The sequence below is a fragment of the Tepidisphaeraceae bacterium genome (assembly GCA_035998445.1).
In the GTDB taxonomy this organism is placed as follows: domain Bacteria; phylum Planctomycetota; class Phycisphaerae; order Tepidisphaerales; family Tepidisphaeraceae; genus DASYHQ01.
The window spans coordinates 428,799-442,926 of sequence record DASYHQ010000018.1 but is presented as its reverse complement, the minus strand read 5'-3'; the positions used below and the strand labels follow the sequence as shown (position 1 = coordinate 442,926).

Here is a 14,128-nt window from a genome sequence, read left to right as displayed (position 1 = left end):
CCGCCCGCGGGACCGCCGTCTGTGCCACAAAGCTAGTCATGGCCACTGTTTAGCCGGCTCTGGCGACGAATCTGTCACGACGTTATCGCGACCCCTTGCATTGCCGCGCCGGTTGGGCATAATTTCCGCCTCGCGACGCGGGGCCGGATCGGCCTTGGCGTCGGTGGATCGACCGCGATCCAGTGCCGACTTAGCTCAGTGGCAGAGCGACGCTTTCGTAAAGCGTAGGTCCCGAGTTCAACCCTCGGAGTCGGCTTTTCCTTAACAGACATCCCATGTGCATCGCGTCACCTGCCGACCGCCGGCGGTGCGGTCTTGCTCGCGCGCAAGTGTGGGCCGGTACCCGCTCTGGGTCTCGCTTGAGCGGCGCTCCCATCTCTGTTCGTCTCCCGTTCCGTACGCTTGAGGCATCGGGCTTCGAAGCGCAGTTGGCGGCAGGTTTTCACCTGATTTTAGCGATCGCTGCCCGTTCTGGTGCAATTATCGGCCCCGTCTGATCACGGCAGAGCAGATTCGTCGTCCAAGTCCGAAAGTCGTCACAGATTCACACCGATACAAACCGGCCTACGTTGCCCGTTTGCGCTAAGGACTGTGGACGATGCGTACAAGAGAACCGGTTGTCACTGCATCGCAGCGCCGCCTAAGTCGTGGGACGGCGGTGGCGGTGCTCGTCCTCTGGGCGGGTGTAACTTTGGTCGCTTTTGGCTATTTTTGGCTATTAGACGCGATTCCGGGTCACGCCGCGGCGGCGCCCAGCAGCATCGCGAATTCTACCAATCATCCCACCGTCCTGCTGTTTCTTCATCCGAAATGTCCGTGCAGCCGCGCGACGCTGGCCGAGCTCGGGCAGGTCGCCGCCAAGGTGGAGCGGCCGGTCAAGGTCCGCGTCTACTTCACCACGCCTGATGAAGCCGACAATTCCTGGCGAACCTCCTCGCTGTGCGAACAGGCGGCGCGACTGCCGAATGCCACCGTTGCCGCCGACCCGCGCGGCGCCGAAGCGAAGCGGCACGGTGTGACGACGTCCGGCCAGGTGCTGGCCTATGACACTGAAGGCAAGCTGACGTTCGCAGGCGGCATCACCGGATCGCGCGGCCACGAAGGTGATAACGACGGAAGGTCGCGACTGATCGCGGCCCTGGACGGCCGTATCGTCGAGACTCCGACTGCGCCGGTCTACGGCTGTCGGCTGGTCCTTTCCGCAGAATCCCCGAGAACCGAGGTGCCACAGTGACGATAGACCAGTCGCCGGGACAAGCGATTACCGCCGAGCAGCTCTACCTCGCGCATCGCCACAAGGTGAACGTCAACACCGACCGTCTGTTCGGCGGGCTGATGGCGTTTCAGTTCGTGGCCGGGTTGGCTGCCGCGCTGTGGCTGTCGCCGCGAACGTACGATGGCACTGTCGCGTCCATCCATCCGCACGTGCTGGCGGCCGCGGTGCTGGGGTTGCTCATCAGCCTGCCGCCGATCCTGCTGGTCTGCTTCATGCCCGGGCGGGCGATCACGCGGTACGTGATTTCCGTCTGCCAGGCGCTCAGCTCCGCACTGCTCATCCACCTGTCAGGCGGGCGGATCGAGACGCACTTCCACATCTTCGGGTCGCTCGCCTTTCTGGCGTTCTACCGCGATTGGAAGGTCCTCATCCCCGCAACGCTGGTGACGGCGATCGACCACTTCGTCCGCGGCGTCTACTTCCCGCAGTCGGTCTTCGGCATCGTCGTCGAAACTCAATGGCGCTGGCTGGAACACGCGGCGTGGGTGATCTTCGAGGACATCTTCCTCGTCGGATCGTGCATCGCGATGACGCGCGAGATGCGCAACACCGCCGCCCTAACCGCCGAGGCATTTCGGAAGAACCGTGAGCTCGAGGCGATCCGTGCCACGGCGCTCGACTGCGTGATCGGCATGGACCACCTCGGTCAGATCACCGACTTCAACTCGGCCGCCGAGCGCACGTTCGGCTACCTGCACAAGGACGTGATCGGTCGCGAACTCAGTTCGTTGATCATCCCATCCCGGTTCCGCGCTGCCCACGCCAACGGCTTGGCACGCTACCTTCGTACCGGCGAAGGTCAGTCGCTCAACAAGCGTATCGAAGTGCCCGCGGTGCGTGCCGACGGGACGGAGTTCCCCGTCGAGCTGGCCATCACCGCCGTAAAGCTCGACGGGCCGCCGATCTTCATCGCGTACCTGCGCGACATCACCGACCGCAAGAAGTTCGAGCAGCAGGCCAAGCACGCGGAAATGCTGGCACTGGTGGCCGGCCGCACCGATAACGCCGTCGTCATCACCGATCCGCAAGGCCGGATCGAATGGGTGAACGACGGGTTCACGCGCGTCACCGGCTACGAGCTGAGCGAGGTTATCGGCAAGAAGCCAGGATCGTTCCTGCAAGGGCCCGAGACGGATCCCGCCACCACGCTGCGCATCCGTGAACACCTCAGCCGAGGCGAAGGCTTCCGCACCGAGATCGTCAACTACGGCAAATCGGGTCGGAAATACTGGCTGGCGATCGAGGTCCAGCCGGTTCGAAACGCCGATGGGTCGCTACGCCACTTCATGGCGATCGAGTCGGACATTACCGATCGGAAGGCGATGGAGGAAGACCTCCGCGCCAGCCGCGAGCGCTTCGAACTTGCGGTGCGCGGTTCGAGCGACGGCCTGTGGGACTGGAACATCGTCACCGGCGCCGTCTACTACTCGCCGGCGTTTCACGAGCAGATCGGGTGCAAGCCTGGCGAGCTGGAACCGATGGTCGCGGCGTTCGAGCAACGCGTTCATCCGGACGACGCCGAGCGGGTGAAGCAGGCGATCGGCGAGGCGCACGCGCAGCGCACGGCGATCTACCGCATCGAGTTCCGCTTCCGTCACAACGACGGGCACTACGTGTGGATCCTGTCGCGCGGCGTGGTGCTGCACGACGCTAACGGATGCGCGATTCGCATGGCCGGGTCGCACACCGACATCACCGAACAACGCCAGGCCGCTGAAGCAATTCGCTCAGCGGAGGGCAAGTATCGCGGCCTGTTCGAGAATTCGGTACTGGGCATCTTCCAGTCGACGCGCGACGGTCACTACCTCAGCGCCAATCCCGCGCTGGCCGGCATTTACGGTTACGACTCTCCCGAACACCTCATGGGCGACCAGATCGACATCGGCCGGCAGCACTACATCGACCCTGATCGCCGTTCGGAACTGGTGGCCACGCTCGACCGCGAGGGAACGGTCGTCGGCTTCGAAGCCGAGATTCGCCGGACCGACGGGTCGCACCGTTGGGTGAGCAAGCGCGCCCGCGTGGTGCGCGACGAGCGGGGCAACCCGCTGTACTACGAGGGCACGGTCGAGGACATCACCGAGGCCAAGGCCGCACAAGCGGCGCTGCGCCAGGCAAAGGAAGAGGCCGAGCAGGCCCGCGCCGCCGCCGAGGCCGCCAGCGTCGCCAAGAGCCAGTTCGTCGCGAACATGTCGCACGAGATCCGCACGCCCCTGAACGGCGTCATCGGCATTGCCGACCTGATGATCCGCAAGGGCGGGCTCTCCGAACAGCAGTTGCGCTACGCGACCGTCATCAAGTCGTCCGGCGATTCGCTGCTGGCGCTCGTCAACGACATCCTGGACTTCTCGAAGATCGAGGCGGGCAAGCTCGAGCTTAGCCCCGTCGATTTCGACCTGCGCAGCGCCGTAGAGGACGTCGTCGAGATGCTCACGCCCAAGGCCGAAATGAAGGGGCTCACGCTGGCGTGCCACATCTCGCGCGCCGTCCCGAGCCGACTGGTCGGCGATCCGGACCGCGTGCGGCAGAACCTGATCAACCTCGTCAACAACGCGATCAAGTTCACCGAGACGGGCCACGTCATGGTCAAGGCGGCCATCGAATCGCAGGACGCCACGCAATCGCTGGTGAAGTTCACCGTGAAGGATACCGGCGTGGGCATTCCGAAGGATCGCCTCGACCGGCTGTTCAAGTCGTTCTCCCAGGTCGACGCATCCACGACGCGCAAGTACGGCGGCACCGGACTTGGGCTGGCGATCGTGAAGCAACTGGCAGCATTGATGGGCGGCGAGGTCGGCGTCGACAGCACGCCGGGCAATGGCTCATCGTTCTGGTTTACCGCGAGCCTCGGCGTCGTCAAGCAGCCCAGTGCCGAGCCGGCGAACAAGCCCGACCTCGCATCGTCGCTGAGCGCGCTGCGCGTGCTGGTGGTCGACGACCAACCGGCGTACCTCGAAGTGCTGCGTGAACAGCTTGCGATGTGGAACGTGGAGGCTGATACGAGCACGTCTACCGATGATGCGATGCGAAAATTGAAGGCGGCATCGCACAGTGGGCACCCGTACAGCGTGGCCCTGGTCGACCTGATCATGCCGCCGAGCGATAGCTCCGAGTTCCTGCGAGCAGTGAAGGCCGATCCGGAACTGTCGAGCACCGCGTTTATGCTCATGACCTCGATGGACAGCGGCGTCGGAGAGAAGCTCAGTCGAGAACTCGGGCTGCCCCCATGCCTGAGCAAGCCGATCCGTCACTCGACCCTGTTCGACGCGCTGGCGAATGCCGTGGTGTGCAAACTGGGCGTATCGCCGACGGTTCGATCGGTGCCGGTGGAGGCGGCGGTGCAGTTGCGAGCCCACGTGCTGCTGGCCGAAGACAACGAGGTCAATCAGGAGGTTGCCAGCGGCATCATCATCGATGCCGGCTGCACGGTGGAAATCGTCGGCAACGGCGCAGCGGCGCTGGCCGCGTGCCTCGACCAATCCAAGCGGTTCGATATCGTGCTGATGGACTGCCAGATGCCCGAGATGGACGGGTTTGAAGCGACCCGCCGCATCCGCGCCGCGCAGGGCCATGCCTTGCCGATCATCGCCCTCACGGCCAACGCGATCGCGGGCGATCGCGATCGGTGCCTGAGCGCGGGGATGACCGACTACGTGTCGAAGCCGGTCGATCCGGACGTCCTGCTGAAAGTAATGAAGCGTCTGCTTACGCCCGGCGAGGGCGGGCCTGCCGTAGCCCCGGCCACCCCTGCGACTGCACGAGCCACTGGCGCAGCCGGACCAAAGCCGTCGGCGGTGCCCTCGGCGGTGGGTGACGACCTGCCGATCGACCGGACGGGATTGGTGCGTCGCTGTGGTGGAAAGCCCGAACTTGCCGAGCGCCTGCTCAAGATGTTCGCCGGGTCGGTCGACAAACAACTTGAGGACATGAGGTCTGCGCTGAGCAATGCGCAGTGGGACGTCGTGACCCGGCTGGCTCACACGATCAAGGGAACGGCTGCGAATCTGGCTGCCAATTCGGTTAGCCGGGCCGCCGCCGAACTTGAGGAACTTGGCCGTTCCACCGATGCGGACGCCGCCACCGCGGAACAGACGCTGGTTCGGCTGGAGCGGGAAGTACAGACGTGCATCGCGTTCATACCGAACGCCGTATCCCGTTCGACGGATGCTCAAGCGAACGTGCCCTGATGTGTTGCCGAGGGTTGTCTTATGCGTATTTTGATTGTTGATGACGACGTGATCGCACTGGAGTTGCTGCGCGACTCGCTGGTGGATGGGGGACACGAGGTTGTGAGTGCCGAGAACGGTCGGGCCGCGTTGGAGATGATCCAGCGCGACGCGCCGCAGGTCATCATTTCCGACTGGGAGATGCCGGAACTCGACGGCCTGGGCCTGGCGCAGCAGGTCCGGCGCAGCGGGCTTGAGTCGTACGTCTACTTCATCCTGCTCACCAGCCACAACAGCGTAACCGAGCGCGTTCAGGGATTGTCGGCCGGTGCCGACGACTTCATGGCCAAGCCCTTCGAGCCGGCGGAACTGCTGGCGCGCATCTCGTCGGCCGAGCGAATCGTCTCGTTGGAGACGCGCGACGTCGCGATCTTCGCGCTCGCAAAGCTGGCCGAATCGCGCGACCCGGAGACGGGCGCGCACCTGGAGCGCGTGATGAACTACTCGCGTGCGCTGGCCACCAAGCTGCTGGCGCTCGGGCACTTCACCGATCAGATCGACGGCGAGTACGTTCGCCTGCTCTACTCCACCAGTCCGCTGCACGACATCGGCAAGGTCGGCATACCCGACGCGGTTCTGCTGAAGCCGGGTCGACTGTCGGACCGCGAATTTGAGATCATGAAGTCGCACACGACCATCGGCGCCGAGACGCTGGCGGCGTCGCTGAAGCGATTTCCGAAGACGAAGTTCCTCAGCATGGCCCGCGACGTGGCGGCGGCCCACCACGAACGGTTCGACGGCACCGGCTACCCGGAGCGCCTCGTAGGTGAACAGATTCCGCTGTGCGCCCGAATCGTCGCGCTGGCGGACGTGTACGACGCGTTGACCAGCAAGCGCGTGTACAAGGACGCGTTCGCACACGAGGTGGCGAAGGGGATCATCCTCAAAGACTCGGGCAGCCACTTCGACCCCCGTGTCGTGGACGCGTTCACCGCTGCGGAGAACGAGTTCGTCGCGATTCGCGATCAGTTCAGGGAACTGTTGAGCGTGGCCGCGTAAACCTCGAAGGGATGTCGGATGCGACGCACCGCCACAACTTCATTCAACATCCTGACCGTCGACGACGACGCGGTGACGCGCGCGCTGTTGCACGCCCACTTACTGGCCGCCGGACATGGGGTTATCTCGGTGGAATCGGCGGCGATGGCGATGGCGGTGATCGAGACGGAACCGGTTCACATCGTGGTGGCCGACTGGCTGATGCCGCAGATGTCGGGCCTCGACCTTTTGCGATGGGTGCGGCAGCGACCGCTGACGCCCCAGCCCCATTTCGTGATGCTGACGGCCAACACGGGGCAGGAGCAGTTGGTCGAGGCGTTCGACGCGGGCGTCGATGACTTTCTGTCCAAGCCGTTCAACGAAGTCGAACTCATGGCGCGCCTGCAAGCGTGGACTCGACTGGTGGCGCTGCAAAAAGAGGCCAATCAACTCGCCGGGGAACTTCGCGGTGCCAACGAGCTGCTTGTCCAACTGGCATCTCGAGACGACCTGACTGGCCTGACGAACCGCCGGGCAGCGATGGAGCAGTTGGAGAGTTGCATCGGGCTCGCGAGGCGTCACGGACACCCGCTGACCTGCGCGTTGATCGACGTCGATCACTTCAAAGAATTCAACGACGTTCACGGGCATGCGACCGGCGATTACGTGTTGAAGCACCTCGCACAGGTGCTGCGTCGATCCACACGGGCCACGGACGTCAGCTGCCGCATTGGCGGCGATGAGTTCCTCGTGATTTTGTCGCACACGTCACTGGACGCTGCCAAGGCCTGGGCAACGAAATTCGCCGACACGTTGGCGGTGACGCCGGTACAACACAAACAATTGGCGCTCAGCGTGACGGTGAGCATCGGTCTGAAGTGCTGGACCCCCTCAACAACGATCGATGAACTTCTGGACTCGACAGACCGGGTCCTTTACGAAGCAAAAGGGGCCGGGCGGGGCGTGGTCTGCGCTCGCGGTTAAACGCACGCTAGGCACTGCTCTACGTGCTCTACGGATAGAGCGTCTCATAGCGTCTACGAAAGAGTCTGTCATCCCGATGGGAGCTTAAGCGACCTGAGGGATCTCCCACTGGCGTAAATCGCTCGTCATTCGAGATCCCTCAGGTCGCCAAGGCTCCCATCGGGATTTCAACTACCACGGCCGGGCACCCGAGGATGATCCGTCAGACAGTGTCTACAGCTCGGTATCGCGACACGCGAGCCGCGCAAACATCAATGGCGTACTCACCTTTTCGTCCTGCGGCTCAACCTTCGTCGTAAAACGCACTTCCTACCGTTAGGCAAGCGCACCTGCCACTCCGCGCGAACGACACTTTCAGCGAACGCTCGTCACGGTCGCCCGCTGTTCGTGTTGAAGCAGCCAGCGTTTGCGATCGAGGCCACCGCCGTAGCCGGTGAGGCTGCCACTGGCGCCGATCACACGGTGACAGGGAATGACGATCGCGATGCCGTTTCGCCCATTGGCGCGCCCGACAGCCCGGCTGGACTTCGGGGCGTTCAGCCCGATCGCCTGTTGGCCGTAGGAGCGGGTTTGGCCGTAGGGAATGGACTGCAGGTAGTTCCATGCCTGCTGTTCGAACACGGTGCCCTGAGGGGCCAGCGGGATGGAAAAATCAGTCCGCTCGCCCGCGAAGTATTCACTGAGCTGGCGGGCGGCCTCGGCGAGAATCGGATGATCCGCAGCCGCCACCTGCGTGAACTGCGTCGCCAGCTTCGCCGCAGCGGTATCAAACCGCGCCGCGGGGTCGGTGGGTTTGTTGCGATCGATGAAATCCAGCAACAGCAGCCGCTCGTCATCCGCGATGGCCCGCATCGTTCCCAGTGGCGTTTCGATATTGGTCTGCACGGTCATCCTGGCCTCCCTTTATTGTCGAGTTCGTTCGCGCTTCTGTTTACCGCGCCACGGTCGGGTGTCGCAAGGAAAATCGGTAGAAAAGTTTGGTAAGTGTTCAGGTGCTGATCCACGAGGAACTTAGATCATCGCGGAGATTCTGAAAGCGAGTGGACAGGTTGCAGCTTAAGGCAGTTACGCCCGCGGTGATACGTGCCGATCGTTCTGCCCATTTGTGCCAGACGGCGAACGTTCATATACTGCCTATCCGCAATCGCGCGGGGCCATAGCTCAATTGGGAGAGCGCCTGCTTTGCAAGCAGGAGGTTACGAGTTCGATCCTCGTTGGCTCCATTCCGACCCGCCTGCCGTTCTCAATCGTCCATCACAACTTTTTTCGGATGCAGGACGAAGTACAGCGTCACGATGCCCGCGATCAGTACGCCGGCGGTGAGCGGGGCGGCCCAGTCGAAGTAGCCATCCTTACCCCGGGCGGCGACGCGGGTGATCAGCAGCGTCGCGCAGACGCCGGCGCCCAGCAGGGGAATGACGAACGGCACCTCGAACCGCCCGCGCGGCTCGGCGGGACGGAACTTCAAAATCACCAGAGCCACGTTCACGATCGTGAAGACCGTCAACAACAGCAGCACCGTGGCGTCGGCCAACCGGCCCACTTGGCCGCTGAGCATCAGAATCAGGATGATCCCCAGCAGGGTGAAGATCGCCACGTGCGGCGTGCGGCGCGTGCGGTGCACCCGGCCCATCGCGGTCGGCATCAAGCCCTGTCGGCTCATGCCGTAGATCAACCGGCTGGCCATCACGTAGTTCAGCAGCGCCGTGTTGGCGACGGCGAAGCAGGTGATGACCGTAAATAGCGCCGGCGGGAACCACGGCGCCGCCACCGCGATCACGCCGCGCAGGTTCTTCGTCGCCAGTTCCGCCGGTGGCAGCACGCTGACCGCCGTGATTGCCACCGCCATGTAGATCGCGGTCGAGATCAGCATCGCGCCCACCAGTCCGATGGGAATGGTCGTCGTCGGCGTCTTACATTCCTCGGCCACGTTCAGGATGTCTTCGAAGCCGATGAACGAGAAGAACGTCAGCACGCCCCCCTGCAGCACCAGCGCGATCGTGAGCGGCGAGATCGACCCGTCGGCCGCCACCGGCCCCTGCAGGTAATTCACCGATCCCCAATACTTCATGCCCACCGCGATCACCAGCAGCAGGCCACCCGCCTCGACGGCGGTGCAGACGATGTTGAACCACATGCTCTCTTTAATGCCGCGAAAGACGAGCCCCGACAGCAGCACGAGGTAGACCGCCGCGATGACGATGGGCCAGCCGGACACCTTCGGATCGACCGCCGACACCGCGAGCATGATCTGCTCGCCGATCACGCGCGACCCCGTCGCCATGCTGGTCAAACCTGAAGCGACGATCGCCAGCCCGACGACGTACGTCAGCAGTGGCAGGCGATACGCCCGGTGCGTCGCATACGCCGCCCCGGCGGCCCGTGGGTAGCGTGAGCCGAGGTTGGCATAGCTTAGACCCGTGAGCAGCGCCGCGACCATGGCGCACAGGAACGCCAACCAGATCGCGCTGCCCATTCGGCCCGCCGCCTCACCGATCAATCCGTAAATGCCCGCCCCCAGCATGCTGCCGACGCCATAGATGATCAGCGTGACCGGCCCGATTGCGCGGACCAGCGTGTTGTGTTCGGACTCGGAAGAACCGGCATTGGGAGCGGAAGTGGTGTCTGACATGTCCCGTAGGTGTAAGCGAATTCCCGCAGCGAACACAACCAAAGAATCGGGAAAATGTCCATTGGCCGTCTTCACGTAGCATGGGCGTCTCGCCCATGACCGCTGTGAGGCCGGAAGAGTTGTTTTGTGGCCCAACGGCTTCGACGGCGCTGCAAGCTATGAATCCCGATGCTCGTTCTGTTCGCAGTCATGGGCGGAACGCCCATGCTACGTGAAGAGCGGACGCGCGCGACGCCCGCAAACTACTACGACAGTGGGGCGGGCACTAACCCCTTCGCCTCGCGAATTCTCACATTCCCCACGCGCGGCACATCGTTCGTTAGCTAAGGGCCAGTTGAATGGGTTTCGGCCGCCAATGTGGGCAAACGTTGAGCGATCGTCGGTGGCGCGGCTGATTTGTAGGCAAGCGCCGCCGCCGCCTCTGGCAGCAACATCAGGGAAGACGCAATGCAGAATGGGATATCGAGGACGGTTAAGCTTCTTCAGGCGCTGGCGATCATGGTGGTGGCGGTCCTGGTGATCTGGCGGGGCGCGACGCACAACGAGTCGAACTACAGCATCATGCCGACGCTGATGTGTGCCCTGTTCGCGATCATGCTGCTCTTCACCGCCGTCACTGCGTTGCTGCCGACCGAGGACGAGCCGTACAACGCCAAGTGACTGCCACCCGCCGACGCCGTGTGTGCCTTCTGTAGGACGGACATTCCTGCCTGTCTCTCCGCCCGATCTCCCCCCGTATTCAACGCAGAAGCGTTAGACGCGAAGAGCGCGAAGGAGTCGCGAAGTTGGCGCGAAGAAGAGTTGAACCACAGAGGACACAGAGGGCACAGAGGCAGACACAGAGGCAGACACAGAGGACCATTCTCTGATTGGGATTTGGTCATTGGTGCTTTGTTTGGCATTGGGGCTTGGATTCTCCCCTGTCGCCATCCCGCCGGTTTGATTCTCCCCACCCTCGCCATTATCATCGTGGACGTGCGAAACTCGCGTTTCACGACGACCACGACCACGCGCAGCGGCTTCGCCGGGCGTTGAATCGCGTCGTGGAATGCATTCTCGATGCCAACGCCCGCCCGGTTTCAGCCGGGCGGTTTTCGTTTGTCGCTCGAGTGACGACGACGCACCCGACCCCGGCCTTCCCGCGGCGGTCTCACTTCAGTGAGCCCGTCTTCCTGGAAAGCCCGAACCCGTACGACGACCGACCCAACGAGGCACCGAACATGGCCCAGATCGAACTTCCCGACGGCTCAGTCAAAGAACTCCCCGACGGCTCCACCGTCTACCAGCTGGCCGTATCCATCGGCAAGCGCCTCGCCCAAGCCGCCATCGTGGGCAAGGTGGACGGCAAGCTCGTCGACCTCTCGCACCCGCTCACGGGCAACCCCAAGGTCGCCATCATCACCGAGCGCGATGCCGACGGCCTCTTCGTCATGCGTCACAGCACCGCCCACGTATTGGCTGAAGCCCTGCGCCACCTGTACGGCGCCAAGCTGCAGTACACGATCGGCCCGGTCATCGAGAGCGGCTTCTTCTACGACTTCGAGTTCCCGCAGGGCGTCAGCATTTCCGCCGACGATCTGCCGAAGATCGAGGCCGAGATGCAGAAGATCATCACCGCCGACGAGAAGTTCAGCCGCGAGGAAGTGACCCCCGACGCCGCCAAGACCTTGCTGCACGCCGAGGGGCAGCGCTTCAAGGACGAGATCGTCGACGAACTCGCCTGCGCCGGCGAGACCAGCGTCAGCATCTACCGCCAGGGCGACTTCACCGACCTCTGTCGCGGGCCGCACCTTCCGTCCACCGGCCGCATTAAGTCGTTCAAACTGATGAGCGTCGCCGGCGCTTACTGGCGCGGCGACAGCGACCGCGAACAGCTCACCCGCATCTACGGCACCGCCTTCTTCGACAAGAAGCAGCTCGACGAACATCTGCGCGTGCTCGAAGAAGCCAAGAAGCGCGACCACCGCGTGCTCGGCCCCGCCTTGGGCCTGTACACCATCGATGAAACCGTCGGCCAGGGCCTGATCCTCTGGAAGCCCAAGGGCGCCGTCGTCCGCCAGGAACTGCAGAACTTCATCAGCGAACACCTTCGCCGCCAAGGCTACAGCCAGGTCTTCACCCCGCACATCGGCCGGTTGGAACTGTACAAGACCAGCGGCCACTTCCCGTACTACCGCGATTCGCAGTTCCCGCCGATCATCGACCGCGAGTTCTACGACATGCTCGCCAAGGAAAACTGCGGCTGCGGCGAACTCTCCAACCGCATGGAGAAGGGCGACATCGACGGCTACCTGCTCAAGCCGATGAACTGCCCCATGCACATCAAGATCTTCTCCAGCGAACAGCGCAGCTATCGCGATCTACCCGTGCGCCTGGCCGAGTTCGGCACCGTCTATCGCTGGGAAAAGTCCGGCGAACTCGGCGGCATGACCCGCGTGCGCGGCTTCACCCAGGACGACGCCCACCTCTTCGTCACCGAAGACCAGGTGGCCGCCGAAGTGCAGGGCTGCCTCGAACTGGTGAAGATCGTCCTCGGCACTCTCGGCATGAACGACTACCGCGTGCGCGTCGGCCTGCGCGACCCCGACAGCGCCAAGTACGTCGGCGACGCCGGCCAGTGGGACCGCGCCGAAGCCGCCTGCATCGCCGCCGCCGAATCGCTCGGCGTGCCGTTCACGAAGGAGCCCGGCGAGGCCGCGTTCTACGGCCCGAAGATCGACTTCGTCATCAAGGACGTCATCGGCCGCGAATGGCAGCTCGGCACCGTGCAGGTCGACTACCAACTGCCGCAACGCTTCGACCTCTCCTACATCGGCGCCGACAACGCCAAGCACGTCCCCGTCATGATCCACCGCGCCCCCTTCGGCTCCATGGAACGCTTCATCGGCGTCCTCACCGAACACTTCGCCGGCGCCTTCCCCCTCTGGCTCGCCCCGGTGCAGGTGGCCGTGTTAAGCATCAGCGAGAAGTTCAACGACTACGCCCAGAAGGTCACCGACGACCTGAAGCTCGCCGGCCTGCGCGTCGAATCCAACCTCGCCAGCGACAAGATCGGCTCCAAGATCCGCACCGCCACGATGGCGAAGGTCCCCTACATGCTCATCATCGGCGACAAGGAAACCACCACCAACACCGTCGCCGTCCGCACCCGAAAGGGCGACGACAAGGGCGCGATGCCGATCGCGGACTTCGTGAAGCTGGCGAAGGACGAGGCCGCCCAGCGGGCGGTGGCGCAGTAACAACCGGTAGGAATCATGGTTGGATATGCTCATCGACGATACGACGTGTTGCTGATCGCCGGCAGTTCTGGAGCGCAACCGCCTTGGCATGCTCTTTTCTTCATGCGGCTCTCGTCGCTGGTCCGGCCAATTCTTAAGGTTTCCGCAAGGGGCAAGCCGCAGTTCAGCGTTTCCATCTTCGATGCGCAGAAAGAAGTAAGATTCGGGAGGATGACTGGCTCGGACCGTGACGTCGCCAAGGCGCTGCCAGGTGGTGCAGCGTTCGCGGTGGCGAGCCCGGAGTTTTCGAATCTCGCGTTAAGTTTGCCCAGCCGGCCACAATGCGGACGCGATGGGTTGGCCGAAGATGTCTATCTGCAATTGGTGCGCAGCGCCGATGATCGTTACGTTTTCACGCTAGCTGTATGTGAGGCGTTGGAAATCGGCGAACTGACTCCGACGTTTCTCGCTCTGAAGAAAGAGTTTGCCCGCGCGCAACGAGTCGACGTGGCCGCTCGAACGAATCGATATTGGGGCAAAAGCAAGTTGGAGGGTTTCACGCCGTGGATTGAAGATTACTTTCCCCACGTTGATCATGCCTTCAAACTCAATGGTCGCCGAGGCGTCGACGTGTTGCCGGGTCAGTGGGGTCCAGTGATCTAAAGGCCATGCAGTTTCGTAGGGTGGGGTTCATCCCCACCATTCTTTTCCGCCGGGTGCCACGGGTGGTACTCCACCCGTGTTTTGCTTCATGCCACACAGCACGGGCGGCGTACCGCCCGTGGCACCCGGCACACTCAGACTGGTCCCCTCT

General features: G+C 63.3%; 9 protein-coding genes and 2 tRNA genes. 9 read left to right on the top strand and 2 right to left on the bottom strand.

Annotation, left to right across the window (positions count from 1 at the left end; all coding sequences use genetic code 11):
* Positions 1–184 precede the first annotated feature (184 nt).
* From VGN72_08570 to VGN72_08550, 5 genes are all read left to right on the top strand, one after another.
* Positions 185–256, top strand: a tRNA-Thr gene (locus VGN72_08570).
* A 402-nt stretch (positions 257–658) separates the two neighbouring features.
* The gene (locus VGN72_08565) at positions 659–1,234 is read left to right on the top strand and encodes a hypothetical protein (protein HEV7299401.1); all 576 of its coding nucleotides are present in this window, start codon (positions 659–661) and stop codon (positions 1,232–1,234) included.
* Positions 1,231–5,463 carry a PAS domain S-box protein gene (locus VGN72_08560; protein ID HEV7299400.1) on the top strand — a complete coding sequence of 1,411 codons (4,233 nt, stop codon included), beginning with the start codon at positions 1,231–1,233 and terminating at the stop codon, positions 5,461–5,463. The genes VGN72_08565 and VGN72_08560 overlap by 4 nt, the downstream gene beginning before the upstream one ends.
* A 21-nt stretch (positions 5,464–5,484) precedes the next feature.
* On the top strand, positions 5,485–6,501 hold the full coding sequence (locus tag VGN72_08555; protein HEV7299399.1) for an HD domain-containing phosphohydrolase: 1,017 nt from the start codon (positions 5,485–5,487) through the stop codon (positions 6,499–6,501).
* 18 nt (positions 6,502–6,519) lie between these two features.
* A complete protein-coding gene (locus VGN72_08550; protein HEV7299398.1) occupies positions 6,520–7,464 on the top strand; it encodes a diguanylate cyclase in 945 nt (314 codons plus the stop codon).
* Positions 7,465–7,818: 354 nt separating this feature from the next.
* Here the strand turns inward: VGN72_08550 and VGN72_08545 are convergent, their stop codons facing one another.
* The gene (locus VGN72_08545) at positions 7,819–8,355 is read right to left on the bottom strand and encodes a methylated-DNA--[protein]-cysteine S-methyltransferase (protein HEV7299397.1); all 537 of its coding nucleotides are present in this window, start codon (positions 8,353–8,355) and stop codon (positions 7,819–7,821) included.
* A 259-nt stretch (positions 8,356–8,614) separates the two neighbouring features.
* Between VGN72_08545 and VGN72_08540 the strand changes: the two genes are divergently transcribed.
* A tRNA-Ala gene (locus VGN72_08540) sits at positions 8,615–8,687 on the top strand.
* A gap of 20 nt (positions 8,688–8,707) precedes the next feature.
* On the opposite strand, the gene VGN72_08535 is transcribed toward VGN72_08540, so the two are convergent.
* Positions 8,708–10,096, bottom strand: a complete 1,389-nt coding sequence (locus VGN72_08535; GenBank protein HEV7299396.1) for an amino acid permease — start codon at positions 10,094–10,096, stop codon at positions 8,708–8,710.
* A 447-nt stretch (positions 10,097–10,543) separates the two neighbouring features.
* Here VGN72_08535 and VGN72_08530 point away from each other — a divergent pair, with 447 nt between their 5' ends.
* The 3 genes from VGN72_08530 to VGN72_08520 all read left to right on the top strand — a co-directional run bounded on the left by VGN72_08530 (position 10,544) and on the right by VGN72_08520 (position 13,977).
* Positions 10,544–10,756 (top strand): hypothetical protein, encoded by a 213-nt coding sequence (locus tag VGN72_08530; GenBank protein HEV7299395.1) that lies wholly within the window; start codon positions 10,544–10,546, stop codon positions 10,754–10,756.
* 560 nt (positions 10,757–11,316) lie between these two features.
* On the top strand, positions 11,317–13,335 hold the full coding sequence (gene thrS, locus VGN72_08525; GenBank protein ID HEV7299394.1) for a threonine--tRNA ligase: 2,019 nt from the start codon (positions 11,317–11,319) through the stop codon (positions 13,333–13,335).
* 45 nt (positions 13,336–13,380) lie between these two features.
* On the top strand, positions 13,381–13,977 hold the full coding sequence (locus VGN72_08520) for a hypothetical protein (protein HEV7299393.1): 597 nt from the start codon (positions 13,381–13,383) through the stop codon (positions 13,975–13,977).
* The last annotated feature ends 151 nt before the right edge of the window (positions 13,978–14,128 follow it).